The organism is Nonomuraea muscovyensis (genome assembly GCF_014207745.1).
In the GTDB taxonomy this organism is placed as follows: domain Bacteria; phylum Actinomycetota; class Actinomycetes; order Streptosporangiales; family Streptosporangiaceae; genus Nonomuraea; species Nonomuraea muscovyensis.
The window spans coordinates 98,436-122,854 of record NZ_JACHJB010000002.1; the positions used below are offsets into that span (position 1 = coordinate 98,436).

At 72.9% G+C, this 24,419-nt stretch carries 31 protein-coding genes; 15 read left to right on the forward strand and 16 right to left on the reverse strand.

The window, feature by feature from the left end:
- Entirely contained in the window at positions 1-1,455 is a 1,455-nt protein-coding gene (locus FHU36_RS16830) for a serine hydrolase domain-containing protein (protein ID WP_185084939.1), read from the reverse strand.
- Positions 1,456-1,621: 166 nt separating this feature from the next.
- On the opposite strand from FHU36_RS16830, the gene FHU36_RS16835 reads away from it, so the two are divergent.
- Positions 1,622-2,431 (forward strand): tetratricopeptide repeat protein, encoded by an 810-nt coding sequence (locus FHU36_RS16835; protein WP_185084940.1) that lies wholly within the window; start codon positions 1,622-1,624, stop codon positions 2,429-2,431.
- 175 nt (positions 2,432-2,606) lie between these two features.
- On the opposite strand, the gene FHU36_RS16840 is transcribed toward FHU36_RS16835, so the two are convergent.
- Positions 2,607-2,816, reverse strand: coding sequence for a hypothetical protein (locus tag FHU36_RS16840; protein ID WP_185084941.1), 210 nt, complete (start codon positions 2,814-2,816; stop codon positions 2,607-2,609).
- 256 nt (positions 2,817-3,072) lie between these two features.
- On the opposite strand from FHU36_RS16840, the gene FHU36_RS16845 reads away from it, so the two are divergent.
- On the forward strand, positions 3,073-3,351 hold the full coding sequence (locus tag FHU36_RS16845; protein WP_185084942.1) for a hypothetical protein: 279 nt from the start codon (positions 3,073-3,075) through the stop codon (positions 3,349-3,351).
- Positions 3,352-3,375: 24 nt separating this feature from the next.
- On the opposite strand, the gene FHU36_RS16850 is transcribed toward FHU36_RS16845, so the two are convergent.
- The 3 genes from FHU36_RS16850 to FHU36_RS16860 are packed head-to-tail and all read right to left on the reverse strand — an operon-like array spanning position 3,376 to position 4,663.
- Positions 3,376-3,837, reverse strand: coding sequence for a DUF6069 family protein (locus tag FHU36_RS16850; RefSeq protein ID WP_185084943.1), 462 nt, complete (start codon positions 3,835-3,837; stop codon positions 3,376-3,378).
- On the reverse strand, positions 3,834-4,307 hold the full coding sequence (locus tag FHU36_RS16855; protein WP_185084944.1) for an SRPBCC family protein: 474 nt from the start codon (positions 4,305-4,307) through the stop codon (positions 3,834-3,836). Before FHU36_RS16855 ends, FHU36_RS16850 begins: the two co-directional genes overlap by 4 nt.
- The gene (locus FHU36_RS16860; RefSeq protein ID WP_185084945.1) at positions 4,304-4,663 is read right to left on the reverse strand and encodes an ArsR/SmtB family transcription factor; all 360 of its coding nucleotides are present in this window, start codon (positions 4,661-4,663) and stop codon (positions 4,304-4,306) included. Before FHU36_RS16860 ends, FHU36_RS16855 begins: the two co-directional genes overlap by 4 nt.
- Positions 4,664-4,820: 157 nt before the next feature.
- Between FHU36_RS16860 and FHU36_RS16865 the strand changes: the two genes are divergently transcribed.
- Positions 4,821-5,162 (forward strand): hypothetical protein, encoded by a 342-nt coding sequence (locus FHU36_RS16865; protein ID WP_185084946.1) that lies wholly within the window; start codon positions 4,821-4,823, stop codon positions 5,160-5,162.
- 18 nt (positions 5,163-5,180) lie between these two features.
- Here FHU36_RS16865 and FHU36_RS16870 read toward each other — a convergent pair whose 3' ends face one another.
- Positions 5,181-5,783, reverse strand: a complete 603-nt coding sequence (locus FHU36_RS16870; protein WP_221496392.1) for a CGNR zinc finger domain-containing protein — start codon at positions 5,781-5,783, stop codon at positions 5,181-5,183.
- 89 nt (positions 5,784-5,872) lie between these two features.
- On the opposite strand from FHU36_RS16870, the gene FHU36_RS16875 reads away from it, so the two are divergent.
- Positions 5,873-6,655 (forward strand): MBL fold metallo-hydrolase, encoded by a 783-nt coding sequence (locus FHU36_RS16875; protein ID WP_185084948.1) that lies wholly within the window; start codon positions 5,873-5,875, stop codon positions 6,653-6,655.
- 622 nt (positions 6,656-7,277) lie between these two features.
- Here the strand turns inward: FHU36_RS16875 and FHU36_RS16880 are convergent.
- Positions 7,278-7,601 carry a hypothetical protein gene (locus FHU36_RS16880; protein WP_185084949.1) on the reverse strand — a complete coding sequence of 108 codons (324 nt, stop codon included), beginning with the start codon at positions 7,599-7,601 and terminating at the stop codon, positions 7,278-7,280.
- A 689-nt stretch (positions 7,602-8,290) separates the two neighbouring features.
- Between FHU36_RS16880 and FHU36_RS16885 the strand changes: the two genes are divergently transcribed.
- The 4 genes from FHU36_RS16885 (at position 8,291) to FHU36_RS16900 (ending at position 10,137) form a co-directional block, all read left to right on the forward strand.
- Entirely contained in the window at positions 8,291-8,731 is a 441-nt protein-coding gene (locus tag FHU36_RS16885) for a DoxX family protein (RefSeq protein WP_185084950.1), read from the forward strand.
- Between the two features lie 280 nt (positions 8,732-9,011).
- Positions 9,012-9,296, forward strand: a complete 285-nt coding sequence (locus FHU36_RS46820) for a helix-turn-helix domain-containing protein (RefSeq protein ID WP_376774167.1) — start codon at positions 9,012-9,014, stop codon at positions 9,294-9,296.
- The gene (locus tag FHU36_RS16895) at positions 9,194-9,523 is read left to right on the forward strand and encodes a hypothetical protein (RefSeq protein ID WP_185084951.1); all 330 of its coding nucleotides are present in this window, start codon (positions 9,194-9,196) and stop codon (positions 9,521-9,523) included. Before FHU36_RS46820 ends, FHU36_RS16895 begins: the two co-directional genes overlap by 103 nt.
- Positions 9,524-9,558: 35 nt before the next feature.
- Positions 9,559-10,137 carry a hypothetical protein gene (locus tag FHU36_RS16900; protein ID WP_185084952.1) on the forward strand — a complete coding sequence of 193 codons (579 nt, stop codon included), beginning with the start codon at positions 9,559-9,561 and terminating at the stop codon, positions 10,135-10,137.
- On the opposite strand, the gene FHU36_RS16905 is transcribed toward FHU36_RS16900, so the two are convergent.
- Complete coding sequence (locus FHU36_RS16905) at positions 10,097-10,438, reverse strand: hypothetical protein (RefSeq protein ID WP_185084953.1); 342 nt, start codon at positions 10,436-10,438, stop codon at positions 10,097-10,099. The two genes, FHU36_RS16900 and FHU36_RS16905, sit on opposite strands and share 41 nt — an antisense overlap.
- An 82-nt stretch (positions 10,439-10,520) precedes the next feature.
- On the opposite strand from FHU36_RS16905, the gene FHU36_RS16910 reads away from it, so the two are divergent.
- Positions 10,521-11,117, forward strand: coding sequence for an alpha/beta hydrolase family protein (locus tag FHU36_RS16910; protein WP_185084954.1), 597 nt, complete (start codon positions 10,521-10,523; stop codon positions 11,115-11,117).
- A 208-nt stretch (positions 11,118-11,325) separates the two neighbouring features.
- Here FHU36_RS16910 and FHU36_RS16915 read toward each other — a convergent pair whose 3' ends face one another.
- A complete protein-coding gene (locus tag FHU36_RS16915) occupies positions 11,326-11,517 on the reverse strand; it encodes a DUF5999 family protein (RefSeq protein WP_185084955.1) in 192 nt (63 codons plus the stop codon).
- A gap of 197 nt (positions 11,518-11,714) precedes the next feature.
- On the reverse strand, positions 11,715-12,275 hold the full coding sequence (locus FHU36_RS16920) for a TetR/AcrR family transcriptional regulator C-terminal domain-containing protein (RefSeq protein ID WP_185084956.1): 561 nt from the start codon (positions 12,273-12,275) through the stop codon (positions 11,715-11,717).
- A 112-nt stretch (positions 12,276-12,387) separates the two neighbouring features.
- On the opposite strand from FHU36_RS16920, the gene FHU36_RS16925 reads away from it, so the two are divergent.
- The gene (locus FHU36_RS16925) at positions 12,388-12,786 is read left to right on the forward strand and encodes a hypothetical protein (protein ID WP_185084957.1); all 399 of its coding nucleotides are present in this window, start codon (positions 12,388-12,390) and stop codon (positions 12,784-12,786) included.
- Positions 12,787-13,017: 231 nt separating this feature from the next.
- On the opposite strand, the gene FHU36_RS16930 is transcribed toward FHU36_RS16925, so the two are convergent.
- The 3 genes from FHU36_RS16930 to FHU36_RS16940 all read right to left on the reverse strand — a co-directional run bounded on the left by FHU36_RS16930 (position 13,018) and on the right by FHU36_RS16940 (position 16,146).
- A complete protein-coding gene (locus FHU36_RS16930; protein WP_246502478.1) occupies positions 13,018-14,406 on the reverse strand; it encodes an RNA polymerase sigma factor in 1,389 nt (462 codons plus the stop codon).
- 166 nt (positions 14,407-14,572) lie between these two features.
- The gene (locus FHU36_RS16935) at positions 14,573-14,953 is read right to left on the reverse strand and encodes a hypothetical protein (protein WP_185084958.1); all 381 of its coding nucleotides are present in this window, start codon (positions 14,951-14,953) and stop codon (positions 14,573-14,575) included.
- 44 nt (positions 14,954-14,997) lie between these two features.
- Entirely contained in the window at positions 14,998-16,146 is a 1,149-nt protein-coding gene (locus FHU36_RS16940; RefSeq protein ID WP_185084959.1) for an AMP-binding protein, read from the reverse strand.
- 131 nt (positions 16,147-16,277) lie between these two features.
- Between FHU36_RS16940 and menD the strand changes: the two genes are divergently transcribed.
- Positions 16,278-17,933 carry a 2-succinyl-5-enolpyruvyl-6-hydroxy-3-cyclohexene-1-carboxylic-acid synthase gene (gene menD / locus FHU36_RS16945; protein ID WP_185084960.1) on the forward strand — a complete coding sequence of 552 codons (1,656 nt, stop codon included), beginning with the start codon at positions 16,278-16,280 and terminating at the stop codon, positions 17,931-17,933.
- Positions 17,934-18,007: 74 nt separating this feature from the next.
- On the opposite strand, the gene FHU36_RS16950 is transcribed toward menD, so the two are convergent.
- Positions 18,008-18,748 (reverse strand): GntR family transcriptional regulator, encoded by a 741-nt coding sequence (locus FHU36_RS16950; RefSeq protein WP_185084961.1) that lies wholly within the window; start codon positions 18,746-18,748, stop codon positions 18,008-18,010.
- Positions 18,749-18,903: 155 nt separating this feature from the next.
- Here FHU36_RS16950 and FHU36_RS16955 point away from each other — a divergent pair, with 155 nt between their 5' ends.
- Positions 18,904-19,683 (forward strand): inositol monophosphatase family protein, encoded by a 780-nt coding sequence (locus tag FHU36_RS16955; RefSeq protein WP_246502479.1) that lies wholly within the window; start codon positions 18,904-18,906, stop codon positions 19,681-19,683.
- Between the two features lie 100 nt (positions 19,684-19,783).
- On the opposite strand, the gene FHU36_RS16960 is transcribed toward FHU36_RS16955, so the two are convergent.
- Positions 19,784-20,437 (reverse strand): GntR family transcriptional regulator, encoded by a 654-nt coding sequence (locus FHU36_RS16960; protein WP_246502480.1) that lies wholly within the window; start codon positions 20,435-20,437, stop codon positions 19,784-19,786.
- Between the two features lie 67 nt (positions 20,438-20,504).
- On the opposite strand from FHU36_RS16960, the gene FHU36_RS16965 reads away from it, so the two are divergent.
- Together FHU36_RS16965 and FHU36_RS16970 are read left to right on the forward strand one after the other, a co-directional pair.
- Entirely contained in the window at positions 20,505-21,692 is a 1,188-nt protein-coding gene (locus FHU36_RS16965) for a CaiB/BaiF CoA transferase family protein (protein ID WP_185084963.1), read from the forward strand.
- Positions 21,689-22,636: an HpcH/HpaI aldolase/citrate lyase family protein gene (locus FHU36_RS16970; protein ID WP_185084964.1), complete on the forward strand. Its 948-nt coding sequence runs from the start codon at positions 21,689-21,691 to the stop codon at positions 22,634-22,636. Before FHU36_RS16965 ends, FHU36_RS16970 begins: the two co-directional genes overlap by 4 nt.
- A gap of 33 nt (positions 22,637-22,669) precedes the next feature.
- Here FHU36_RS16970 and FHU36_RS16975 read toward each other — a convergent pair whose 3' ends face one another.
- Positions 22,670-23,302, reverse strand: a complete 633-nt coding sequence (locus tag FHU36_RS16975; RefSeq protein WP_246502481.1) for a TetR/AcrR family transcriptional regulator — start codon at positions 23,300-23,302, stop codon at positions 22,670-22,672.
- A 133-nt stretch (positions 23,303-23,435) separates the two neighbouring features.
- Between FHU36_RS16975 and FHU36_RS16980 the strand changes: the two genes are divergently transcribed.
- The gene (locus FHU36_RS16980) at positions 23,436-24,419 is read left to right on the forward strand and encodes a sugar ABC transporter substrate-binding protein (protein ID WP_185084965.1); all 984 of its coding nucleotides are present in this window, start codon (positions 23,436-23,438) and stop codon (positions 24,417-24,419) included.

Below are 24,419 nucleotides of genomic sequence, written 5' to 3' on the forward strand. Positions count from 1 at the left end.
TCAGGCCACCTTGGGGGTGGCGCGCATCCCGACGTAGACGCAGGGCGTGCCGTCCGACAGGGCGGCGAAGACGACGGGCATGTGGTCCTCGCCGAAGGGCGAGCCGGCTCCGGAGGCGGCGAACACCGCCTCCGACACCGGCGTCAGGTCCGCCTCCAGGGGTGGCGAGAAGTCCTTCATGCCGTCGACGAACTCGTACCTCAGCCGGGCGGCGCCGTCGTCCCCCCGGCTGACGGTGATGACGACGCCTTCGCGCCGGTAGGTGCCGAGGTGCGGGGTGAGGTCCACGGCGGGCGGCTGCGCGGGCGGCCCGAACGGGGGCGGCATGGTGACGCCGGCCAGTTCGGCGAGCAGCTCGCCGAACAGGTCGGCGTACAGCCGGCGGGCGGCGCCGCCGTTGGTCAGCAGCACCACGGCGACGCCCGCCCCAGGGACGACGCGCAGGTAGGCGTACTGGCCGATGGCGGCGCCGTCGTGGCCGTAGCCGGTGACGCCGTCCCAGTCGTACAGGGTCCAGCCGAGGCCCCAGCCGTCGGCGCTGACCGTCCACTTGTCGGGGACGTCGGCCTCGCGGCGCTGCATGGCCGCGACCGCCTCGGCCGACAGGACACGGGTGCCGTCGGGGGCGGTGCCGCCGTCGAGGTGCATCCGGGCGAAGCGGGCGACGTCGCCCGCACTGATGAGCACCCTGCCGTACGGGCCGGCCGAGCGGGGCATCAGGTCCCAGGCCGGGGCCGGGTCGGGGTCCCGGCCGGCCTCGCCGAGGTGGCTCATGGCCACGCGGAAGCGCAGCGCCTCCTCGGGCAGCGTCATGGAGTGCTCCAGCCCGAGCGGGGCGAACAGCCGCTCCTTGAGCGCCTGGTCCCAGGTCAGGCCGGTCAGCACCTCGACGACCCGGCCCAGCACGACGTAGCCGAGGCTGCCGTAGGACAGCGCGGTGCCGGGCGGGCAGTCCAGGGGCACCCCGCGGGCGGCCTCGACGTACCTGGCCAGGCAGTCGTCGCCGCGGCCGGAGTCGTGGGTGAAGTCGTTGGTCAGCCCGCCGGTGTGGCTGAGGAGCCGGCGGATGGTGATCGTCCTGGTCGCCTCCTCGTCGGGGGTGCCGAACTCGGGCAGCACCTCCGCGACCGGCTGGTCCAGGCGCAGCAGCCCTTCGTCGACGAGCCGCATCACCAGGGTGGCGGTGTAGACCTTGGCGATCGAGCCCGACTGGAAGATCGAGCCGGGCCTCACCTCCACTCCGGTGCCGCGGTGCAGGACGCCGCTGGCCAACTCGTGGATCCGGCCGCCGGTCAGGACGGCCAGCGTCGCTCCGGGGACGTGGTGGGCGGCGCGCAGCTCGTCGAGCCGTGCCTGCCAGCGGGCCACGGGGAAGTGCTCGCCGCCCGAGCCGCTCGCGCCCCGGTCACCGGCCGCCTGCCCGGTGCCGTCATGGTCGTGGGTCACGTCGTTCATGATCACTCCTCCGCTGGAGCGCACGGTGCGCTCGCTGTGCGAACACTGTACGCAGCGTAGGATGATGTTCGCAAACGGATGTCCCAGACCTTCCCCGGCAAGCAGGCAGACATGATCGTCAGAACTCGTTAGGCTCGGGGCGATCGCCGCCGAAGGGGAGCCTTTCGTGACATCTTCAGAGCTGGAGACCCCGCCTCTGGACACCGCCCGCCGCCTGGCCGAGCAGGGCGATCTCGACGGCGCGGCGGCCATCCTCACCGAGCTCGCCGCCGACCCCCACGGGCCCGACCGGGCGCAGGCCGCCGTCGGCCTCGCCGTCGTCCTGGAGGAGCGGGGCGACGTCGAGGGCGCCCGCGCCGCCGCCCGGGCCGCGCTCGCCACCGGGCATCCCGAGTTCGCCGCCCAGGCGGCCTGCCACCTCGCCCAGGGTTTCGAGCGCGAAGGACGGGCCGAGCAGGCGCGGGGCGCCTGGCAGGCGGTGCTCGGGGTGGGCACGCCCGCCTACCTGCCGCTGGCCCACCTGGCGCTGGCGCGGCTCGCCATACAGGCCGGCAACGACGGCGAGGCCGAGCAGGCGCTGCGTCAGGCGCTCGCGACCGGCGACACCGCCGGCGACTCCGAGCTGGCCGCGCACGCCGCCCAGCAGCTCGCCGACCTGCTCCTGGAGCGCGGGCAGGCGGGGGAGGCGGCCGACCTGCTCCTCGACGCGCTCACCGTCGCCCCGGCCGAGTCGGTGCCGCGGCTGCGGGTCCAGCTCGGGATCGCGCACCTGGAGCTGGCGTGCGCGGAGTTCGCGGGCGCCGTCGAGGACGGCGCCGACGCCGGCACCGGCGCGCTCGCCATCGAGCTGCTGGCCCGCACGCTGCCCCTGCGTGGCCGCGACGAGGACGCCGGCCAGGTGTGGGCGTACGGGCTGGACCACGAGGACGAGACCCTAGCCGCCGAGGTGCGCCTGCGCCTGGGCCGCGACACCTGACCCGGGCACCGGCACCTGTGAAACAGGTGCGGTCCGAACGCGGCTTATCGGGCGGCGCGGGGCGAGATGGAGCGTCGCCGCTTGGAGCAGGAGGCGGAGGTTGCCGCTCCAAGCGGAGGTGGCGGGGAGCCTGATGGCCCTTGGGTCAGAGGCGTTGCTCGTCGAAGGGATCGCCCTACGGGCCGGGGACCCCGCGACCCAGCAAGTCGACCATGTGCTGCAGCATGACGGACGTCTGATCGATGTATCCATTGAGTGGTTCGGCCGGGCCGCTCACGATCTCGATGTCGTCCCAGGCGTCAGCAGCGGCCACGCCGAAGGGGAGAATCGCGCCGGCCACGACAAGGGCGGTGGTCAAGGCGCTGCGGAGGATGAGTCTGGTCATGGCATTCCTTTGCTGTCGGTTGGCGAGCGGACCGTACCGCAGCCTTCATAGCACAGAGTCGCTGAGTTGTCGCAGCGAGTCACGGATGGTGGGTGCGGCAGCCCTACGACGTGGCCGCGCTCGACGAGCTCACCGACGAGCAGAGCGCGGCGCTGCTCGGCCATCTCGCCGCTTGGCCAATGTCGTCAGCGGCACCGATGCCAGACGGAAGCCCCGCCCACGGGCGGGGCTTCGTCTTACCCGCGAGGGAACACCGATGCTCGACGACCTCCCCGGTACGACCGTCATCGCGCTGCGGAGCTCCCTCACCTGGCGGTCGAACGACACCGGCCGTAAGGGCGGCGCCGACTCCGAGATCGTCAACCTCCTCAACTGCCTGCCCGAGCACCGGACGATGACCATGACGACGAGGCGGCCGACTCGCAGGACAGCGAGGAACCGGAGGGCAAGCGACCAGGGCGAGCAGCAGGACGACCGAGCCGCACATGTGCGCGTCGGCCGAGTGGTCCGTGCCCCGTCCGGAGGTCACCCCTGACGGGGCACGCCGAACCCTTCGCCCCTACTCTGGCGCCGGTGCGAGTGCCCCGCTGCTGCGGTAGGCGCGTAGTGCCAGGAGGCCGGCGAGCGTCACGGGGACCAGGGCGACGTGGCACAGCGCCAGCGTGACGGTGCTGGTGTCGTCGAGGTCGGCGGGGATGGTCATGATCGGGACCGTCACGAGTGCGAGCGCCGGGGCCACGACCATCGCCGCGAGGATCACCCAGCGCCAGACGCGCGACAGCAGCGCCACCAGAGTCATCCCGATGAGCAGCGGCACGGCGGTGAAGCCGCCGAGGGTGGTCGCGTCCACCTCGGCGGGCCTGCCCTCGGCGGTGAAGCGGAAGTCGCCGCCGAGGGCGCGCCCCACCGCGTAGACGGCGAGGTTGAGGACCAGCGCGACGGCCACGGTGGCGGCGACGATGATGGGGGCCCGGCCGCGAGGGAGTCGCGCGGGGGCGCGCGGGGTGGCGCCTGGTGTCATGACGGCTGCCCCGCGCGGCGCAGGTACGCCTCGATCCGGTCGAGGGCTCCCGGCCAGACCTCCTTGACGAAGAAGTCGCGGACCTCGGGCGCAGGGAAGCCGCTCTGCACCACCGTGAGCAGGGTGCCGCCCTCGTGCTCCTCGAAGGTGACCTCGACGGTGGTGGTCATGCTCATGCCGTCCGGAGCGCTGCCGGTGGACTCGGTGACCAGACGGTGCGGGCGGTCGATCTCCACAAAGGTCTGCGTCTCACGGAACAGGTTGTCGGCGTCAGGTCCCCAGGCCGCGGTCTGCCGGCCTCCGACGCGCAGGTCGACCTCAATCTCGACGATGCCGGGCTCCTCGTCGAGGATGCTGAACCAGATCTTCTGCTTCTCGGCGTCGGTGTAGGCGTCGAAGACCTCCTCGGGGGTCGCGGGCAGCACGCGGGTCGTGCGCAACTGGATGGTCTCGGTGTCGTTCCGCGTCATCGCTCGGTCTCCTTCTCGGTGTCTGTCTCAGGGGCGTTCTTGAGGGTGAAGTAGGCGTCGAGGCCGTCGAGCCGGCGCTCCCACAGGCGCTGGTAGAACCTGATCCACGACATGACGTCCTCCAGGCGCTCGGCTCCCAGCCGGCACCGCCGCGATCGGCCGACCTTCTCGGTCGTGACCAGCCCGGCGTTCTCCAGGACATGCACGTGCTTCTTCATGCCGGTGAGCGACATGCCGAAGGGTTCGGCCAGTTCGCCGATCGAGGCGGGACCCTGGCCGAGCCGGATGAGTATCTGCCGCCGGGTCCCGTCCGCGAGGGCGGCGAACGTGCGATCGAGAACCTCTTGCTGAACCATGTGGTTCACCATAGAACACTGAACCGATTGGTGCAATAAGCGCGCGCCGGCACGCAGAAAGGGCCTCGCACGGGCCGCAAGGTCGCGCAGGCGATGAAGGACCGCGACACCGCCGCCCGCGCGGCGGCGAACGAGGCCCTGCGCAACCAACGCCGCGTTGCGTGTCTCCGACCCGGCCGAGTGGGAGCGGTTCCGCCGGTCGCCGGGCGTCGGCTGGAAGTACGACCCCGGCTACTCGCTGCAGGACGTCGCGCTGCCGGCGGCCAGGTCGGGCATTCCGGATCAGGCGTCCGGACGAGAGCGTGGCACCGTGACCAAGCTCAACCACGCCGTCGGCGACGTCAGTGGGCGGTTCGCCGCCGGCATCTCCGCTTCAGGGGCAACATGCTGCTCCGGGGACAGCGGCGGGCTCTTCTGCCGCGAGGCGGAGAGTGCGGATCCTCGCCGCGCTCTTGCGCGTCGGCCAGTACTCCCCAAGCTGCGGCGAGGCGCGAAGTAGGGGGCAGGTCGGACGGGGTCATGGGGTTGTTCGGGTTCGGCGGGCGTAGGCGCGGGCGGCGCGGGCGCGGTCGCCGCAGCGGACCGAGCACCAGTGGCGGCGGCCGTGCCGCAGCAGGTAGCGGTTGCAGGGAGCGGAACCGCAGGCGGTGAGGCGTTCGGTGTCGGGCCCGGTGAGCAGGTCGGCGGCGCTGGCGGCGAGGGTCGCCAGGGCGTGGTCGACGATCTGGGTGGTGGGGTGGGGGGCGGCGCGGTACAGGCCGCGGGTGGGGTCCCAGTGCAACAGGCAGGACGAGGGGGCGCGGGTCAGTGCGTCGTTGACGGCGTTGAGTGCGCTGGTGGGGGCGGGGTGCCCGTCGACCTGGGAGGCGAGCAGCGCGCGGATCTGCTCGCGCAGGGTGCGCAGCTGTGCCGCGCACATCTCTCGCAGGCCGGCGTCGGTGCCGGCGGGAGCGAGGCCGTGTTCGATGAGCCACTGGTTGGTGGCCGCCGAGGTGCCCAGAAGGTCGATGAACTGGCCACCGGGCAGGGCAATGGCGCTGTTGGCGAAGTCGAGGGCGGGGTACTGCTCCGCCCCCGGCGCGGACGGCGGGACGGGCGTGGCGGGAGCGGTCTCCTTCATGGCCCTCATGGTACGACTTGCAATCATCCGTGAGAAACCACTACCGTCACTCACGGATAAATCGCTTATCATCCGTGAGGTGCCCTTCCATGGCTTCTGCCGACACGACCAATGAGCAGTTCCCCGTCCGCGTCTTCGGCGGCCCGACCGCCCTCTTCGAGTACGGTGGGCTGAGGTTCCTCACCGACCCGACCTTCGACGCGCCCGGCGACTACCCGAGACCCAATGGCCGGCTCCTGACCAAGACCGCGCCCCCCTCCGGCAGCCCCGCCGACCTCGGCCGCATCGACGTGGTCCTGCTTTCCCACGACGAACACGCCGACAACCTCGACGACTCCGGCCGGGCCCTGCTCGCCGACGTCCCGCTCACCCTCACCACGCCCGGTGGCGGGCAACGACTGGGAGGCGGGGCCGAGGGGCTGGCCGACTGGGAGTCGATCGAGCTGGACCGTCCCGGAGGCGGCAAGATCACCGTGACGGGCGTGCCCGCCATCCATGGGCCCGGCGCGCGAGAGGAGGTCGAACCGATCACCGGCCAGGTCGTCGGATTCGTCCTGACCGGGGAAGGACTGCCCACGGTCTACGTCAGCGGCGACAACGCCTCGCTCGACCTGGTCAAGGAGATAGCCGAGCGCTTCGGCCCGGTGGACACCGCCATCCTCTTCGCCGGGGCTCCCCGCTTCCCCGTCATCTTCGATGGTGCGCCGCTGGTCCTCGACAGCGCCCAGGCTGCCGAGGCCGCCGAGATCCTCGGTGCCCGCCGAGTGGTGCCCGTCCACTACGACAGCTGGGCGCACTTCACCGAGGGCCGAGAGGACCTGGTGGCTGCCTTCACCGCCGCCGGGCTGGCCGACCGCCTGCAACTGGCCTGAACGGACGCCGACCGGTACCCGCCCCCAGGCCGTCAGCCCTCTCGACGCGCTGACCGAGGTCGGGTGCCGGCGCCTCTTCGCCGACCAAGGGACAGGGGTCCGGCACCGACCGGTGTGCGACACCCCGTGACGGTTGCGCTGAAGTTGATATCTACCGATGCGTAGCTCCGGGAGTACCGGGCCGCGTTGTCGTTCCTGGCGGTGCCGGCCGGGCCGGACCCTGCCGCGGTCGCGTTGGCGGTGTTCGGATTCACGGCGCCGGCCTCGCGCTGGGCGGGAGCGTTCCCGCTTGACCGGTTCTCCCCACGCGGCGTACTGGCCGCAGGGCCGGCCGCGACGGGAGCGTGTCCTCGGGGCGGAACAGCAGCGCCGACGCCGCCTCCCTGGCCGTCGGCGCGCTGTCGTCCCGGGCCTGGGCCCGGCTGCCGCACAGCCTCAGGGCCAGCCGTACGGCGAGGTCGGGCTGCCACTTCGGTGGTCGTGCGGCGAGGTCGGGCTGCCACTTCGGTGGTCGTGCGGCGAGGTCGGGCTGCCACTTCGGTGGTCGTGCGGCGAGGTCGGGCTGCCACTTCGGTGGTCGTGCGGCGAGGTCGGGGCTGCCACTCCGGCGCCCGTGCGGCGATCATCCGCAGCAGTGGCCCGAGGGCGAGCGGCGGCTGCCAGCGGGTGAAGTCGGGTGAAGTCGGGTGAAGTCGCGCCGGGGGAGCCAGGCCGTGACGGCCGCCGCCCCGCTGAGCACGCCCGCGCCGGCGACCCGCATGGGCTCGCTCCATTCCTCGCCGCCGGTCCAGACACCCCGGCGCCGGTCGCGTTCCGCGATCGCCTTCCTGACGAGGCTGATGGGGCCGGGCAGTTCGCGAGCCGCCTCACGGCGCCCGGCCTCGTCGAGGGCCGGCACCGCGTCCGTGGCCAGGGCCGGGTCGCCGGCGGTGATGGCTGTCCACAAGCCCTGCCAGGCTCCGCGCTTCGGGGTGCCGCACACCGTGAAGATCGACTCCGCCGGAACGGGATCACCCACAGTGGTGGCCGCCCGGCTGCAGCAGGTCGCTTCCGGCGGGCCCGTCGGCATCCAGGGATGTGCACCGGCGCGGTCGCGCGTCCTACCGCTGGCACCAGGTCCTCTGGTTGAGGGGGAGGTCGCGCACCCGCGTAGGGGTGTCGCATGCGGCGCGGCCGGATTCTCCACCTGCCCGGTGTCGGCGCGGCGGCCCCACAGCCACGCCTCCTGCACCGCATCCTCGGCCTCACCGGATGAGTCGAGCCAGGCCACCGCGTGCAAGCGGCCCGGGTGCTCGGCGAACCACTCTCTCCTGCTCGACCGGCTGTCACATTCCTCCGGCACGGCCTGTCATACCAATTGACCGGCGAACACATCCGGACTCCAGTTCAGGCAGCACATACACCGAAATCATCAGGAGAGAACCGTGTCACTGCAGGTGCTGTGCCGAAGGTCTGGGCTGCAAGATCGACAACGGCACTCACGGTTTCGTCTCGTTCAGCCTGGGCGAGGGATCCTCGCGGCCCCCGCCCAGTGGGGCGGGTACCACGTGCGGCTTGAAGCGGAAGGCGCGAGTACGTGCGCGTAATCCTGGTCACCATCGACAGTCGCCAATCATTCTAGAAAAGGACAGACATATGACCGCCCGAGTTTGGCCGCGGCGTTTGACGACCGGCTTGTACTGGTTCTGGGCCCTCCAATTCGCGTTGGGTGCCATCACCAAGTACTGGCCCGGCGAAACGTTCTTCGGCCCGCCCTACTCGATGCAGTTCATCGAGTGGGGTTACCCGTCCTGGATGCGCTTCGTCATCGGCGGTCTGGAGGGATTCGCCGCCATCCTGCTCGTGATCCCCAGCAGACGAGCACGCTTCCTGGGCGCCACCACGCTGGCCTTCGTGCTCACCGGAGCGGTCACCACGCACATCATCAACCACGACGGGTTGAGTGAAAGCTGGGCCGCGCCGACACACCTTCTCATCGCCGGCGCCCTTGCGCTGGCCAACTGGCCCGCCGACTGGCGAGACCTCCTGCGGGTCGCCGCCCCGCCCGCAGTCGGAGCGCCACGTCCGACGGAGTAACAACATGCCCACGGGCAGCCGAATCCGACGGAGTTCCTCGACCACGCCCAACTCGTCATCATCGCCTACGAAACCTGGCTCGTCCGCCCCGGCGACGCCGCGGCCGGAGCGCGGCCAATTCGTGATCGCGACGATGCCGGGCCCCCAGGCGGCGGGGCGGACCGCGTCCGAATGAGGAAGGATCACGTGTCGGTCATCGGCTCCGCCGAGCACAGCACGCCCGGCGACGATCCCGCCATGGCCCGACACGTCAGCGCCCGAGCGGATCAGCCTGCTCCTGCTGCCGGGGCCAGATCCTGCAACGCCTGCGCGCGAGCAGGCCGGCCTGACCGGGCATCTGGTCGCAGAGCGGACCGGCGTCACCTCCGCGACGTTGTCGCGGCTGGAGCGCGGCCAGAACGGGTACGCCACGGCGGGCGCCGTGTACGTGCTGCTCGGGGACCCGGCCGGAAAGAGGGCACCATGGCGACGACGGAGCGGATCGCCTGGAAGGACGCCGCCGGACTCGACCGGCAGGCCGCCCGGCTTCAGCGGGGCAGCCACGGGGAGGTGTTACGGCGGTTGATCCTCTCCGTGCCGCTCGCCGACGGGGTCCGGCTGGCCGCACGGCACCGCCTACCCGGCGCCCCGCCCGCCGACCGCGCGCTGCTCGACCGGCTGGCCGCCGCCGACGAGCGGCTCGTCGCCGAGGTGGTCGCCACCGCTGCCCGCGACTCGTGCACCTTCCACCCGCGCGCCGTCGGCTCTCCGGATGGCTGTCGTTCGGTTCCGGCGACGCCGTTCTCACGCTGACGTCGTACGAGGAGTCCAGGACGACCCGGATCGCGATGCTCCGGGACGGCGCCTGGCACGACGTCTACCACGGGGCGCTGGAGCACCACGCTGTCGCGTACCGCTACTTCGACCCGGTCACCCTGGAGCCGTGCGACCCGCCCCGGCCGATCACCGACTCCCGCCACGAGCCCACGTACGTCCACGCCGTCACCGGCTCGGCCGACGGCCGGTTCGCCGCCGTGGCCGGGTTCCTCCGCCTCGGCACGCCGGGCCGGACGCACGACCTGGTCCTCGCCGTCCACGACTTCCACCACCCGCTGGCGCGCGTGCTGCGCCCCGCGGCCTCGCTCGGCGCGGGCGACCTGGAGGCGATCTCGGCCGCGGCGGGGGGACACCGAGCAGCGCACCGACGCCGAACGGCACGTGCTCGGGCTGCTGGAGGCGGTGCTCGCCCATCGGCTGGACGGTGCCGTCGGAGCGGACCGGCCACGCTGAACGCCACGGCGGGCCCGACGGGACCTCGCGGCCCTGGCGGGCGCCTCCCGGATTCCTGGCCGGGTTCCTGGCCGGGTTCCTGGCCGGGTCCGGCGGTCAGCGGCGCTGGAGCATGGTGGCCGCGGCCGCGACGTTGACCGCGATGATGGCGAGCCAGGCGATGACCAGGCCCGCCGGCCCCGCGTGGGAGGCCGCGATGCCGGTCAGCGGGATGCCGAGGGCCAGCGACCCCAGCGCGATCGGCACCATGCCGTTGCCCTTGGGCTTGCGCGCCGGGCCGGGGCGGGCGTCGAGCTCGGCCTGGACCCGGGCGGCGATCGTGGCGTCGAGCCGCGCCACGAACGACTCGACCAGCGCCGCCTCGTAGGCGGGGCCGAGGTCGCGGTGGGCGTCCAGCGTGGCCTGGAGGTCCTCGCGGATGAGGCGTGTGTCCTGCATGCGGCCCAGTCTCCCGGCCGGACGACCCGCCGTCATCAGCCCTAAGGGCTAGGCCCGGATCGTCCGAAGGTACGGTTGCGCCATGGAGGTCATGACGCCGCGAGGCCCGGCTCGGGTCGACGTCGACGAGGCGGAGCGGCCCCGGATGCTGCTCGTGCTGACCCACGGGTCGGCCGGGGGAGTCGACGCGCCCGACCTGCTGGCGGTGCGCGACGCGGCGCTCGGCGTGGGCGCGAGCGTCGCCCGGGTGACGCAGCCGTTCAGGATGGCGGGGGCGCGGGCCCCGGGCTCGGCGGCCCGGCAGGACGAGGCGTGGGGCGTGGTGCTGGGCGAGCTGCGCGCCCGGTGGCCCGGCCTGCCGCTGGTGCAGGGGGGCCGCAGCAACGGGGCCAGGGTGGCCTGCCGCACCGCCGAGGACGTCGGCGCGACGGCGGTCGTGGCGCTCGCGTTCCCGCTCCACCCGCCGGGCAGGCCCGAACGTTCGCGTGCGGACGAGCTGCGCGGCGCGGGCGTGGACGTGCTCGTGGTGAACGGCGACCGCGACCCGTTCGGTGTGCCCGACGCGGCCGATGCGACGCGCCTGGTGGTGCTGCCGGGGGAGGGGCACGACCTGAAGAAGGACCCCGCCCGGGTGGGCCAGGTGGTCGCGGAGTGGATCACCTCCCTGGTGCCCGCCTAGGCGTCGGCTGCGGCCCGGGACCGCCTGCACGCGCCGCCGAGGCGTCAGCTCGCGGACGGAAGTCCGGGTCCGGTCGGGGTGGTGCCGGGCGAGCCCGGCTGTCTCGCCACGGGGCAGGTGGTCGCGGCCTCGGAAAGGTGCGTGATCAGGTGGTCGCGGCCTCGGAAAGGTGCGTGATCAGGCGGTCGCGGCACCGGGCGGTGTGGGATCAGGCGGCTCCGACTCTGGGGCGGTGCGGGGCGATGGCGGTGCCGCCCGGCAGGAGCTCTCCGGTGTCCTCGAACAGGACCACGCCGTTGCACAGCAGGCTCCACCCCTGCTCGGGGTGGCAGGCGATGGTACGTGCGGCCTCGCGGTCGGGCGCCTCGGCGGACGGACAGACCGGGTCGTGCGGGCACATCGGCGTGCCTCCGATATCTCATCAAAGCCCCCGCGCGCAGGGCGGGAGCGGCTCGGGTTCGTCGTTGTAGCAAGTGTGCGACGTATGTCACACCATCCGACATAGTCCGTTAGGACGGTTGGAGGAGGATGCCGGAGAGGTGTGACCCTCGACACAGCGTGCCTTAAGCAGGATAACGGTCCAAGCTCGACACGCCACTACCTTTCGAGGCCTTTGAGCAACGCCTCCAGTCCCCGTTCGAAGTCGACGTCGGCCCGCTCGTCGCGGCGGATCCACTCGTCCACCTCCGGGTCGGCCCAGCCCGACTGCTGGACCTCCACCGCCACGCTGCCGAAGACGAAGGCCCGCAGGGCGCGCACGGCCTCGGCCGCGCCGGTCAGGCCGGCCTCGGCGAGCTGCTCGGTCTGCTCCCTGATGGCGATGGAGGTGCCGCCTTTGGGCGGTTTGGTCAGGGCGAGCGCGAGGACCCCGGGATGGTCGCGCAGCAGCTCGCGGCTGGCCCGGCACCACGCCCTGGCGGTGTCCTGCCAGCTCCCGCCGGGCTCGACGTGGACCGCCGTGACGTGCTCGGCCAGCGCGTCCATCAGCGCCTCCTTGCCGCGCGGCAGGTGGTGGTAGATGGCCATCGCCTCCACCTGCAGGGCGTCGCCGAGGCGGCGCATGGTCAACCGGCGCAGGCCCTGGGTGTCGGCGATGTGCAGTGCGGCCTCGATGATGCGCTCCCGGGAGAGCGGTACGGGCGGCCTCTTGGCTGGCATGGAGATCATCTTACTATGTAAAGGGCCTGGAGCCGGTCCGATGACGGGGCGTGGCGCGAAACGGCGTACCCTGGTCGCTGGTAAGAAGTGGGTGCGCGAAAGGGCAGAGTCGATGGCGTTTTTCCGTCCGCGGGTGAGCCGGGAGGCCGAGGTCCGCTACCACGCGGATCTGGAGATCTCCAAGAGCTTCCCGGAGCTGCTGGGCACGGCCAGGAAGGCCGAGCGGACGCTGCGCGAGCTGCAGGCCGTCGATGCGGACGAGGTCGAGCTGCTGGGCGCCGGGCTGGCGTTCGACAAGGCGCTCACCGAGGCGCTGCGGGCGGCCGAGGCGGGGCAGCGGGCCACGTTCGGCGTGCGGGCCTACGACGACCGCATCGCGCGCCGCAAGGCGAAGGCCACTCCGGCCGGGGCCATGTGGACCGCCGAGGTCGAGCGGCTGCGCACACTGCGCGAGGACAACCGGCTGTGGGGCATCCCGCGCCTGCCGCGGCCCGTTCCGGCCCAGCGCTAGGAACGGGGATCCGGCGCCGCGCCGGGCACAGGATCCGCCGTCCGGCGTCGGCCGCGGGACCCGTTGTCCGGCATCGGACGTCGGGCCTGCCCGGCGTCGACAGCAGGGCGTCGCACATGACGAAGCCCCGGCCGACCGGCCGGGGCTTTCGTGCGTCGCAGAGGGCGGGCCACCCCGGCAGGGCAGGGGCGCCGGTTGGGGGTGGCGCGCCGGTGGGCGGCGCGCCAGGGGTCAGCTGGCCCAGTCGAGCAGCGGGCGGGTGTTGCTCGGATGGCGCAGCTTGGACAGCGACTCCTTCTCGAGCTGGCGGATGCGCTCCCGGGTCAGCCCCAGGTGCTTGCCGATCTCGTCGAGCGTGTGCGGCTTGCCGTCCACCAGGCCGAAACGCAGCGCCATGATCTTCGACTCGCGCGGGGAGAGGTTCTCGAGCACGCCGCGCAGCTGGTCGCCCAGCAGCTGACGGTCGACGATCTCCGACGCCTCCGGCGAGTCGACGTCCTCGATGAGGTCGCCGATCGTGGTCTCGCCGTCCTCGCCGATCGTGGCGTTCAGCGAGATGGGCTGGCGGCTGGTGCGCAGCAGCTCCTCGATCTGGTCGGGGGTCTTGTCCAGCTCGAACGCCAGCTCCTCGGGCGTGGGCTCGCGGCCCAGCCTCTGGTGCATGTCGCGCTCGATGCGCGACAGCTTCGACAGCATCTCCAGCACGTGGACGGGCAGCCGGATGGTGCGCGCCGAGTCGGCGAAGCCACGCTGGATGGCCTGCCGGATCCACCACATCGCGTACGTGGAGAACTTGAAGCCCTTGGTGTAGTCGAACTTCTCGACCGCCCTGATCAGGCCCAGGTTGCCCTCCTGGACCACGTCGAGCAGCGACATGCCGCGGTCGGTGTACTTCTTGGCGACCGAGACGACCAGCCGGAGGTTGGCCTCCAGCATGTGGTCCTTGGCCTCCTTGCCGTCGCGGACGACCATCTCCAGGTCCTCGCGGGCGGCGGGGGACAGGGAGGTGTCGGTCTCCAGCTTGTACTCGGCGTACAGGCCGGCCTCGATGCGCCGGGCCAGCTCGACCTCCTGCGCGGCGGTCAGCAGGGTGCGCCGGCCGATCGACTTGAGGTAGGTGTGCACCGAGTCGCCCATGACGGACTGGTTGTCGTCGAGGTCGAGGACCTCGTCGTTGTCCAGGTCGGCGTCCTCGGTGACGAGGGTGGGACCGTCGGGCTCGCCGTCGGAGGGCGCGTCGGGACGCCCGGCGGCGGGCGCGGGGGCGGCCTGGACGGGCTCGCGCCTGACCGGCTCGGCCTGGGGCAGGTCGGCACGGGTCAGCGCGGCCTCGGTGTGCCTGGCGGCGGTCGCCTTCTTCGTGGTCCGGGCGCCGGACTGGGCGGTCTTGCGCGTGGTCCTCTTGGCGGCGGGCTTGCCGAGGGACGGCTCGTCCTCCGCGGCAAGGCTGACGCCGGCCTCCGTGAGCTCGCGCAGGATCGACCGGCCCTGCGCGGGGCTGATTCCCGCGTCCGCGAACGCGTCACGCAGCTCCGAGAGAGAAAGGTGACCCTGTACTCGCCCTCGGTCAAGCAACTGGTCGAGGGTCGCGGGTGGGGTCGCCACGGCGGTTCGGGGCATGAGGACACCTCCTCCATACGGAGTTGAAGCGATCAGGCAGGTTGTGGTGGGGCGGCTCCAGCCGCTCGGCGCACCAGTATCAATAACGCCATTCGCCGCAGATTGTTCCCGCATGGCTGAAAAAAGGGGCGGACCGCCCTAAAAGTGACCCATCCCACCAGGGGATCTACTCCCCGACGACGACGTCGCCCGGCTTCACCTCAGGCATCGGCATGGGCTGGGCCTCCTCGAGCCGGTCGTCGGACCAGTATTGGAGCACCTCGCCCGGGTCGGGGTTGACCTCCTTGGACACCACGATGTCCTCGGGCGCGCGGGTCGCCTCGGTGAGCTGGTCGACCGGCTGCGGCGCCTGCTCGGACGGCTGGGTCGCGCCGGAGCCGGGCACGGTCGGCAGCTCGGACGGTGACGCCTTCTCCACCACTGCTCTGGTCTCCTTGGCGACCTGGTCGAGCCTGCCCGCGGAGGCGGCCGCCGCGATGGAGACGCCGCCGACGACGATCACGCCGACGACCGCCGCGGATGCCCACATCTTGCGGGTCTGGTCCATGAAGGCTCCCTCCTTGCCTGTCCTCACTATGACGCATCCGAAGGTCACCGGGTTCCGGAGCGCAACCGGACGAGATCGGGCTTGCCGTTCGGCAGCAGCGGCAGACTCGGCACGATCCGCAGGTCACGGGGGGCGGCGTAGGCGGGCAGCCGGTCGCCGCAGAAGGCGCGCAACTGGGCGAGCGCGGGCGGCGCGTCGGGGTCGGCGGGCACCACGACGGCGACCACGACCTCACCCCACTCGGGATCGGGGCGGCCGACGACGGCCACGTCGGCCACCTCCGGATGGCCGGCCAGCACCTCGGCGACCGCGCCCGCCACCACCTTCTCGCCACCGGTGTTGACGACGTCGTCGGCCCGGCCGAGGACCCGCAGCCTGCCCGCGGACATCTCGCCCAGGTCGGAGGTGACGAACCAGGGGCCGTCACGGGGCACGGGCTCGCCCGACCGGTAGCCGGACAGCAGCACCGGCCCCGCGACGCGGATCAGCCCGTCGTCGCCGATCTTGAGATCCACGTTGTCAAGGGGCCGGCCGTCGTACACGCAGCCGCCGCACGTCTCGCTCATGCCGTACGTCGTCACCACGCGGGCGCCGAGCGCGCGGGCCGCGGCCACCAGCCCCGGCCGGGGCGCGGCGCCGCCCAGCAGGATCGTCCGGAACCCCGACAGGTCGGCCCCCAGCTCGACCAGCCGGTGGAGCTGGGTCGGCACGAGCGACACGTGGTCGGCGCCGGACTCCAGCACGAGCCGGGGGTCGAAGCGCGGGTGGACGATCGGCTCGGTCTCGTTGAGCAACGCGCGGACCAGCACCTGCAACCCCGACACGTGCGACGTGGGCAGGCAGCACAGCCACCGCTGCCCCGGGGACGCCCCGACGCGCCGCAGCGAGGCCGCCGCCGAGGCCCGCAGGGCGCGCGCCGACAACATCACGCCCTTGGGCACGCCCGTGCTGCCGCTGGTGGCGATCACCACGGCCACGTCGCCGGGCACCCCCTCGCCCGCGTCATGGCGTACGCCGTCGGCGTGGGTCGGGCGCAGGGCGGCGATCACGGCGCCGGACCGGTCGGGGGACAGCGGCAGGACGGCGGGCCCATCACCGGACAGGGCGTCACGGACCGCCGCGAACAGCTCGGGGCCCGAAGGGCCCACCAGGGCGTGCAACGGACGATCCGGATGCGGCGACGTGCTCGGCATGCTCGTAAGGTTAGTGGCGCACAACGGTGCGGACGGCGCCAGCCGCCGGCCCGGGGTGCACACCACACGTCCCTGCCCGCATTCGAGATCCGATCTCCCTCGTGGCTTCGCCGGATCCAGGAGGCCGCCCAGTGAACCCCGCTACCGCGCTGGCCACGGTGCTCGTCGACGAGTTGGTGCGCTGCGGCCTGACCGACGTCGTGGTGGCGCCCGGCTCGCGTTCGGCGCCGCTCGCGCTGGCCTTCCACGGCGAGTCACGGGTGCGGATGCACGTGCGGGTGGACGAGCGGTCGGCGTCGTTCCTGGCGCTCGGCCTGGCCAGACGGTCCGAGCGGCCCGTCGCGCTGGTCTGCTCCTCCGGCACGGCCGCCGCCAACTTCCACCCCGCCGTCATCGAGGCGAGCGAGTCGGGGGTGCCGCTGCTCGTGCTCACCGCCGACCGCCCGCCCGAGCTGCGCGGCACCGGCGCCAACCAGACGATCGACCAGATCAAGCTGTACGGCTCGGCGACCCGCTTCTTCGCCGAGGTCGGGGTGCCCGAGGAGCGGCCCGGCCAGGTGGCCTACTGGCGTTCGCTGGCCTGCCGCGCCCACCAACGGGCCGCCGGCCCCGCCGACCCCGGCCCGGTCCACCTCAACCTCGCCTTCCGCGATCCGCTCATCCCCGACGGCGACACCGCCTGGTGCGAGCCGCTCGACGGCGCCGAGGCAGGGCCATGGGTGCGCGCCCGCGTCGCGCCCCCGCCCATCGCCCTGCACCTGCCGCCGACCCGGCGCGGCGTCCTGGTGGTCGGCGACGGCGCGACGAACGTGCGCCGCTACGTCGCCGCGGCGGGCATGGCCGGCTGGCCCGTGCTGTCGGAGCCCAACGGCGGCGCCCGCTACGGCGACCACGCCGTCTCCGCCTACCACTACCTGCTGTCCACCCCCGAGTTCGCCGACGCCCACGTGCCGGAGGTGGTGGTGACCCTGGGCCGGCCGGGCCTGTCGCGGCCGCTGCTGTCGTGGCTGAAGCGCGCCCCCGAGCACATCGTGGTCTCCTCGGGGCTGGAGCGCTGGCCAGACCCGACCCGGTCCGCGACCCAGGTGGCGCAGGCGGTGGAGATCCCCGTCGCCTCGGGCGACGACAGCTGGCTGCACGCCTGGCGGCAGGCCGACCTCGCGGCGCGGGAGGCCGTGGACGAGGTGCTCGACGCCTCCGGGATGAGCGAGCCGCGGGTGGCACGCGACCTGGTGGAGGCGCTGCCCAACGGGGCGCTGCTGTTCTGCGGGTCGTCGATGCCGGTGCGCGACCTCGACCAGGCGATGCGGCCGCGGCGCGGGCTGCGGCTGTTGGCCAACCGGGGCGCCTCCGGCATCGACGGGGCGGTCTCGACGGCGATGGGCGCGGCGCTGGCGCACAACGGGCCGTCGTACGCGCTGATGGGCGACCTGTCGTTCCTGCACGACCAGAACGGCCTGGTCCTCGGGCCGCGCGAGCCCCGGCCCGACCTGTGCCTCGTCGTGGTCAACAACGACGGGGGCGGGATCTTCTCGCTGCTGCCGCAGGCGGCGATCCGTGACGCGTTCGAGCGGGTCTTCGGCACGCCGCACGGCGTTGACCTCGGGTACGTGGCCGCGTCGACGGGCACGCCGTACACGCTGGTCGAGGACATCGGCGACCTGCCCAAGGCGCTGCGGGGGCACGGGCCGCGGGTGGTGGAGGTCCGCACCGACCGCGAGGCGAACGTCACGGTGCACGCCCGCCTGCGGGAGGCCGCCCAGGCGGCCGTCCGGGCCGCCGGCTGACCCGGCCCGGCCGCCGCCTCGGGCAGGCCGGGCGGCGAGGGGGCGAGGAGTGTGGCGCCCTGACCGTCGCTCGGTCAGCGTTCGATGAGGGTGACCTCGAGGGAGTAGTGCGAGGCGCGGTAGATGTGCGAGCCGTGCTCGACCGCCCGGCCCTGGTCGTCGTAGGTGGTGCGGACCATGGTCAGCAGCGGGGCGCCGCGCCGCTCGTGCAGCAGCCGGGCCTCGGCCTGGCTGGCCGCGCGGGCGCCGATGCGCTGGTTGGCGACCCGCATCCGCACGCCCGCCCCGCGCAGCAGCTCGTACAGGCCGCGGTCCTCCAGCGCGGCGGCGCCGAGCGGGGCGAGCCCCAGCGGCAGCCAGTTGTGCAGCACGGCCAGCGGCTCGCCGGCCGCGAACCGCAGCCGCTCGACGTAGAGGATCTCGGTGCCCGGCTCCAGGCCGAGGATGGGGGCGATGTGCTCGTCCACCGGGCGCGGCTCCAGCGTCAGCACCTGCGTGGCGGGCTCCTGGCCGGCGCGGCGCAGGTCGTCGTAGAGGCTGGTCAGCTCGACCGAGCGTTTGACCTGCCCGTGCACCACCTGGGTGCCGACGCCGCGCTTGCGCACCAGCAGGCCCTTGTCCACGAGATACTGGATGGCCTGGCGGATGGTGGGCCTCGACAGGCCGAGCTTGTCGGCCAGCAGGATCTCGTTGTCGAGCCGGGAGCCGGGGGCCAGGTCGCCCCGCCGGATCGCTTCGGCGATCTGCTCGGCCACCTGGAAATAGAGCGGCACGGGACTGGATCGATCCAGGTCGATCGCCAGATTAGCGGTCATGCCGATCAGGGTACCGAGGTCAGAATGTCCTGACAATCTGACGGCAAGGGCATGCCGGGCTGCCTCCGTTGTGCGCTGATCGTCCCGTTCTGGGCATGAGAGGTTGCTGGGGGACCCGTACGGATCGCCGCAGGAGACCCGGAGGAGACATGGACATGACGCGATACCCCGACGCGGAGTTGCTGGAGACGGCCGTCGAGGCGGCCAGGGCGGTGGGTCCCCGCTTGCGCAAGGCGTTCCGGTCCCGGCCGGCGGTGAGTACCAAGCGTGACTTCCACGACCCCGTGACCGAGCATGACAGGGCGGCCGAGGAGACGATCCGCGCCGTGCTCGTCGGCCGCCGGCCGGACAGCGCGATCGTGGGCGAGGAGGGCGGCCAGACCGGCTCGGGCGACCTGTGCTGGTACGTGGACCCGATCGACGGCACCGCCAACTTCGCCGCCGGGCTGCCGTTCTTCTGCGTCTCCATCGCGGCCGCCGTGGACGGGGAACTGGTGGCGGGTGTCGTGTACGACCCGGTGCGCGAGGACGAGTTCACCGCCTCGACGGCGGGCGCCTGGTGCAACGGCACGCCGATCCGCAGCGTGGGCGCCTCGCGCGACCGGGAGGCGATGCTGCTGTCGAGCTACCCCACGCCCCGCGACATGGAGTCCGGCCGGGAGGAGGCGCTGGGCCGCTACGGCCGGTTCCTGGCGTCGTTCGCGGCCGTGCGGCGGCCCGGCAGCGCCGCGTTGAAGCTGGCACACGTGGCCGCCGGCTGGTCCGACGCCGCCTACGGCACGGGTGCCAGCCCCTGGGACGTGGCGGCCGGCGCCCTGCTGGTGCGCCGGGCGGGCGGCGTGTACCTGGGGGACCCGCTGGCGACGGGCGACTATCTGGCGCACGTGGGCGGCTTCGACCTGGGCTCGTCGGCGCTGGCCGAGGTGAGGCCCTGAGCCGCGCGGCCTGGCCTCGCCCGGCGACCACGTGGCGGTAGCCCAACCTCTTCTACGACCCCACATGAGGTGACGGGCCGCGGCTCGGTGGTCAGCGTGGTCAGCGTCGCCGGCGATACTCGCCGGCCTGCCGCACGTGGTCGATCATGAGGCGTTCGGCGGCCGTGCCGTCGGCGCGGGCCAGGGCGTCCAGGATCCGCTCGTGCGCCTCCAATTGCGGGCCGACCTGGGCGTCGTCCAGCCAGAGGGACGCCGTGGCGGGCACCGGGAAGCTGTTGCGCACCGCCCGCGCGTGCCGGCCGAGGAACGCCGGCCCGCCGATGTCGGCGATGCCCAGGTGGAAGAGCCTGCTCTGCTCGCCGAGCAGGTCGTTCCTGCCCCGCCCGGCGTCGCGGACCATCGCGGCGTGCACCTCGCGCAGCCCGCCGAGCTCCTCGTCGGTGATCCGGCCCGCGGCCAGCCGCGCGCCGAGCCCCTCGACGACCGCGCGCAGCCCGTAGAACTCCTCCAGCGCGTCCTCGCCCAGGTCCACCACGGTCGCGCCGTGGTGCGCCTCGTAGCTGATCAGCCGGTCGTTCTCCAGCCTGCGCAGCGCCTCGCGGACCGGCGTCACCGAGACCCCGAGCCGCCGGGCGACCGCACCCGCGCGCAGCGCCGTCCCGCCGGGGATCCGGGCGGAGCGGATCTCGTCGAGCAGCACGCTGTAGACGTAGTCGGCCTTGCTCATCGGTGGTCGCGGCTCGCTGGTCGGCATGTCCCCAAGTGTCCTGCAATGTCGGCAAAGGTTGCGTGATTTCGTATTTCTTATACGTTATATGTTCATGACAAGTCTCGCCGGTCTGCGGGTCATCGACGCCGCGACACTGTTCGCCGGACCCTCCGCCGCGATGATGCTGGGCGACTTCGGCGCCGACGTCGTCAAGATCGAGCACCCCCGGCGCGGCGACCCCTCGCGCGGGCACGGCGCCTCGGTGGACGGCGTGGGCCTGTGGTGGAAGACGCTCTCGCGCAACAAACGCGCCGCCGCGGTGGACCTGTCACGCCCCGAGGGGCAGCGCGTCCTGCGCCGCCTGGCCGAACGCTCCGACGTCCTGGTCGAGAACTTCCGCCCCGGCACGCTGGAACGCTGGGACCTGGCCCCCGCCGACCTGCTGGAGCTGAACCCGCGCCTGATCGTGGCCCGCATGACCGGGTTCGGGCAGGTCGGGCCGATGGCCGGGCGACCGGGGTTCGGCACGCTGGCCGAGGCCATGAGCGGGTTCGCGGCGATGACGGGGGAGCCGGACGGGCCGCCCACGCTGCCGCCGCTCGCCCTCGCCGACGGCATCGCCGGGCTCGCCATGTCGTACGCCGTCATGGTGGCGCTGCACGCCCGCGAGCGCACCGGGCGCGGCCAGGTCATCGACATGGCGATCATCGAGCCGATCCTCGGCCTGCTGGGCCCGCAGATGACCGCCTACCGGGCGCTCGGCGTGGTCCCCCCGCGCACCGGCAACCGGTCCAGCAGCAACGCGCCGCGCAACACCTACCGCACCCGCGACGGCCGCTGGCTGGCCGTCTCCACCAGCGCCCAGCCCATCGCCGAACGTGTCGTCACCCTCGTCGGCCGGCCCGACCTGGTGGCGCAGCCGTGGTTCGCCACCGGCAGCGGGCGGGTGCGGCACGTGGACGAGCTGGACGAGGCCGTCGCCGCGTGGATCGCCGAACGGGACGCCGACGAGGTCATCGCCCGGTTCGAGGAGGCGCAGGCCGCCGTCGCGCCCATCTACGACGTCACCGACATCGCCGAGGACCCGCAGTACGCGGCGCTCGGCACCTTCCTCGACGTGCCCGACGAGGAGCTGGGCACGGTGACCATGCAGAACGTGCTGTTCCGCCTGTCGGACACGCCCGGCGAGGTGCGCTGGGCCGGGCGGCGGCTCGGCCGCGACACCGACGAGGTGCTCGGGGAGCTCGACTACGGCCCGGAGGAGATCGCGGTGCTGCGCGAGGCGGGGGTGATCGCGTGACCGCCGCCGAGCAGCCCGCCTCCGCCAAGGTCACCTGGCTGTACGTGCCGGGGGACCGGCCGGAGCGGTTCGCCAAGGCGGTCGCGTCGGGGGCCGACGTGGTCATCATCGACCTTGAGGACGCGGTGGCGCCCGCCCGCAAGGACGAGGCCCGCGCCGACGCGGTCGCCTACCTGCGCGGTGCCGCTGACGAGGGCTCGCGCCCGGACGGGGTCGAGGTGCACGTGCGGCTCAACGACCTCACCACCCAGCGGGGCCTGGACGACCTGAGCGCGCTGCTGGACCTGCCGGGGCTCGACGCCGTCCGCCTGCCGAAGATCGAGTCGCCGCGCACCCTCGATCTGCTCGACCACTTCCCGGTGCCGGCGTACGCGCTGCTGGAGTCGGCGGCGGGCATCCTGGCGGCCGCCGCCATCGCGGCCCACCCGCGGGTGGCGGGCGTGGCACTCGGTGAGCAGGATCTGGCCGCCGAGCTGTCGATCAGCGACGAGAGCGCCCTGAACCACCTGCGGCTCCAGGTCGTGCTCGCCGCCGCCGCCGCCGGGCTGCCGCCCGTGCCCATGTCGGTCTATCCGAACGTACGGGACGAGCCGGGCCTGCTCGCCTCGTGCGCCGCGGGCCGGGCCCTGGGCCTGCTCGGCCGGGCGGCCATCCATCCCCGCCAGCTTCCGGCGATCAGGCGGGCGTTCACCCCCACGCCGCAGGAGACGGCCCGCGCCGCGGAGATCCTCGACGCGGCGGAGCGCGCCGAGCTGGAGGGGGCGGGGGCGGTGGCCCTTCCCGACGGGCGCTTCGTGGACGCGCCGGTCGTGGCCCGGGCCCGCCGCACCCTGTCCCTCGCCGCCCGCCTCGCCCCTGACCACCTCACCCCGGCCCGTCCGGACCCGGCTCGCCCGGACGCGGCCCGCCCGGACTCCGCTCAGCCGCGTCCAGTCGTACCCTGACCGCCACGCCGGGCGCGGTCCGCCCGTGGCGGGTCAGGGGTTCCAGCGGGACGACAGCTCGGTGTCGTCGGGTGCCGGACCCGGCAGGGGGCGGTGGGCGGGCGGCTGACGCAGCGAGTCGAGCATCAGCGCCAGGAAGCGGTGCCGGAGCTGCGAGGTGCGCTCCTCGTCGCCCAGCTTGAGCGAGGCGAGCTGCTCGAACAGGAGCGCGATGTCCGCGGGCGTCACGTCCGGCCGCAGCACCCCCGCCTCGACGGCCCGCCCGTGCACCTCGATCGCCAGCTCGGAGGCCCGGACGGCGTCGCGGAACAGCTCCTCCGTGGGCTGGAACGTCCCGGCCAGCTTGATGGTGAGGGAGTTGGTGTCGGCGTCGACGATGCCCCGCATGTAGGAGGCGAACTCGTCCCACGGGTCGCCGCCCTCCCCGATCGCCCGCTCCGTGACCTCGATGTACAGCTTGAGCCCGTCGCCGCAGAGCTTCTGCAGCAGCGCCTCCTTGCTGGGGTAGCGGCGGTAGAGCGCGCTGATGCCGACGCCCGCCCGCTCGGCGACGGCCGCGATGGGCGCGCCGGGATCGGCGGTGAAGACCGCCCGCGCCGCCTCGAGGATCAGCTCGTCGTTGCGCGCGGCCTGCGCCTTACGGCCGCTCATCGGTGCAGTTGTCATGCCACCAGCATACGGGAACGAATGATTCCGTTCTATCGTTTCGTCATGCCGCGTTCATTAGTCCGTATGTCTATACAAACAGGGGGCATTGGGGTAGAACCAGGGCTAGCCCGTTGGTCCTTGGAGGTGTCCCATGAGACGAACCCCGATCGTGCTGGCCCTGTTCGGAGCCCTGACCTTGAGCGGCTGTTCCACCCCCGCGGAGCCCGGAGCCCAAGGCGCCCCCGCGGCCGGGTCCTCCGCCCCGGCGGCGGGCGGCGACGGAAACTTCGCCGTCATCACCCATGGCGCCCCAGGAGACGCGTTCTGGGACGTGGTCAAGAACGGCGCCGAGGCGGCCGGCAGACGGTACGGCGCCACCGTCACCTACCAGGGCGACGGCGACCCGGCCAAACAGTCGCAGCTCATCGACCAGGCGGTGTCGAAGGAGGTCGACGGCATCGTGGTGTCCATGGCCAACCCGGACGCGCTCAAGGAAGCCATCGGCAAGGCCGTCGCCGCGAGGATCCCCGTGGTGACGATCAACTCCGGGAGCGACTCGTCCAAGGAGTTCGGCGCCATCACGCACGTCGGGCAGTCGGAGGACGTGGCCGGGCGGGGAGCCGGGGAGCAGCTCAAGGCCGCGGGCGTGACCAAGCTCCTGTGCGTCATCCACGAGGCCGGCAACGTCGGCCTGGACCAGCGGTGCAAGGGCGCCGAGGAGACCCTGGGCGGCACCGTCGAACGGCTGCAGGTCGACGTGAGCAACCTCGCGGACGTCACCTCCAAGGTCACCGCCAAGCTCCAGTCGGACCAGCAGGTCAACGGGATCCTCGCGCTCAACCCGGCCGTGGCCGTCGCCGCCCGCGACGCCGTCGCCGACGCCGGGTCGAAGGCCAAGCTGGCGACGTTCGACCTGTCCGCCGACGTGGTCGCCGCGATCAAGGACGGGGAGATCATGTTCGCCGTGGACCAGCAGCAGTACCTGCAGGGCTACCTGCCGATCACGTTCCTGACCCTGTACAAGGACAACCTCAACACCGTCGGCGGCGGCCTGCCCGTCAACACCGGGCCCGGCTTCGTCACCAAGGACAACGCCGAACAGGTCGCCAAGCTCGCCGAGGCGGGCACCCGATGA

Bases quoted from the DNA above. Each gene is read 5' to 3' on its own strand.
- FHU36_RS16830 (WP_185084939.1), bottom strand. From the start codon at position 1,455: ATGAACGACGTGACCCACGACCATGACGGCACCGGGCAGGCGGCCGGT.
- FHU36_RS16840 (WP_185084941.1), bottom strand. From the start codon at position 2,816: ATGACCAGACTCATCCTCCGCAGCGCCTTGACCACCGCCCTTGTCGTG.
- FHU36_RS16845 (WP_185084942.1), top strand. From the start codon at position 3,073: ATGCTCGACGACCTCCCCGGTACGACCGTCATCGCGCTGCGGAGCTCC.
- FHU36_RS16850 (WP_185084943.1), bottom strand. From the start codon at position 3,837: ATGACACCAGGCGCCACCCCGCGCGCCCCCGCGCGACTCCCTCGCGGC.
- FHU36_RS16855 (WP_185084944.1), bottom strand. From the start codon at position 4,307: ATGACGCGGAACGACACCGAGACCATCCAGTTGCGCACGACCCGCGTG.
- FHU36_RS16860 (WP_185084945.1), bottom strand. From the start codon at position 4,663: ATGGTTCAGCAAGAGGTTCTCGATCGCACGTTCGCCGCCCTCGCGGAC.
- FHU36_RS16870 (WP_221496392.1), bottom strand. From the start codon at position 5,783: ATGAAGGAGACCGCTCCCGCCACGCCCGTCCCGCCGTCCGCGCCGGGG.
- FHU36_RS16875 (WP_185084948.1), top strand. From the start codon at position 5,873: ATGGCTTCTGCCGACACGACCAATGAGCAGTTCCCCGTCCGCGTCTTC.
- FHU36_RS16885 (WP_185084950.1), top strand. From the start codon at position 8,291: ATGACCGCCCGAGTTTGGCCGCGGCGTTTGACGACCGGCTTGTACTGG.
- FHU36_RS16895 (WP_185084951.1), top strand. From the start codon at position 9,194: ATGGCGACGACGGAGCGGATCGCCTGGAAGGACGCCGCCGGACTCGAC.
- FHU36_RS16900 (WP_185084952.1), top strand. From the start codon at position 9,559: ATGCTCCGGGACGGCGCCTGGCACGACGTCTACCACGGGGCGCTGGAG.
- FHU36_RS16905 (WP_185084953.1), bottom strand. From the start codon at position 10,438: ATGCAGGACACACGCCTCATCCGCGAGGACCTCCAGGCCACGCTGGAC.
- FHU36_RS16910 (WP_185084954.1), top strand. From the start codon at position 10,521: ATGGAGGTCATGACGCCGCGAGGCCCGGCTCGGGTCGACGTCGACGAG.
- FHU36_RS16915 (WP_185084955.1), bottom strand. From the start codon at position 11,517: ATGTGCCCGCACGACCCGGTCTGTCCGTCCGCCGAGGCGCCCGACCGC.
- FHU36_RS16920 (WP_185084956.1), bottom strand. From the start codon at position 12,275: ATGCCAGCCAAGAGGCCGCCCGTACCGCTCTCCCGGGAGCGCATCATC.
- FHU36_RS16925 (WP_185084957.1), top strand. From the start codon at position 12,388: ATGGCGTTTTTCCGTCCGCGGGTGAGCCGGGAGGCCGAGGTCCGCTAC.
- FHU36_RS16930 (WP_246502478.1), bottom strand. From the start codon at position 14,406: ATGCCCCGAACCGCCGTGGCGACCCCACCCGCGACCCTCGACCAGTTG.
- FHU36_RS16935 (WP_185084958.1), bottom strand. From the start codon at position 14,953: ATGGACCAGACCCGCAAGATGTGGGCATCCGCGGCGGTCGTCGGCGTG.
- FHU36_RS16940 (WP_185084959.1), bottom strand. From the start codon at position 16,146: ATGCCGAGCACGTCGCCGCATCCGGATCGTCCGTTGCACGCCCTGGTG.
- FHU36_RS16950 (WP_185084961.1), bottom strand. From the start codon at position 18,748: ATGACCGCTAATCTGGCGATCGACCTGGATCGATCCAGTCCCGTGCCG.
- FHU36_RS16955 (WP_246502479.1), top strand. From the start codon at position 18,904: ATGACGCGATACCCCGACGCGGAGTTGCTGGAGACGGCCGTCGAGGCG.
- FHU36_RS16960 (WP_246502480.1), bottom strand. From the start codon at position 20,437: ATGCCGACCAGCGAGCCGCGACCACCGATGAGCAAGGCCGACTACGTC.
- FHU36_RS16965 (WP_185084963.1), top strand. From the start codon at position 20,505: ATGACAAGTCTCGCCGGTCTGCGGGTCATCGACGCCGCGACACTGTTC.
- FHU36_RS16975 (WP_246502481.1), bottom strand. From the start codon at position 23,302: ATGACAACTGCACCGATGAGCGGCCGTAAGGCGCAGGCCGCGCGCAAC.
- FHU36_RS16980 (WP_185084965.1), top strand. From the start codon at position 23,436: ATGAGACGAACCCCGATCGTGCTGGCCCTGTTCGGAGCCCTGACCTTG.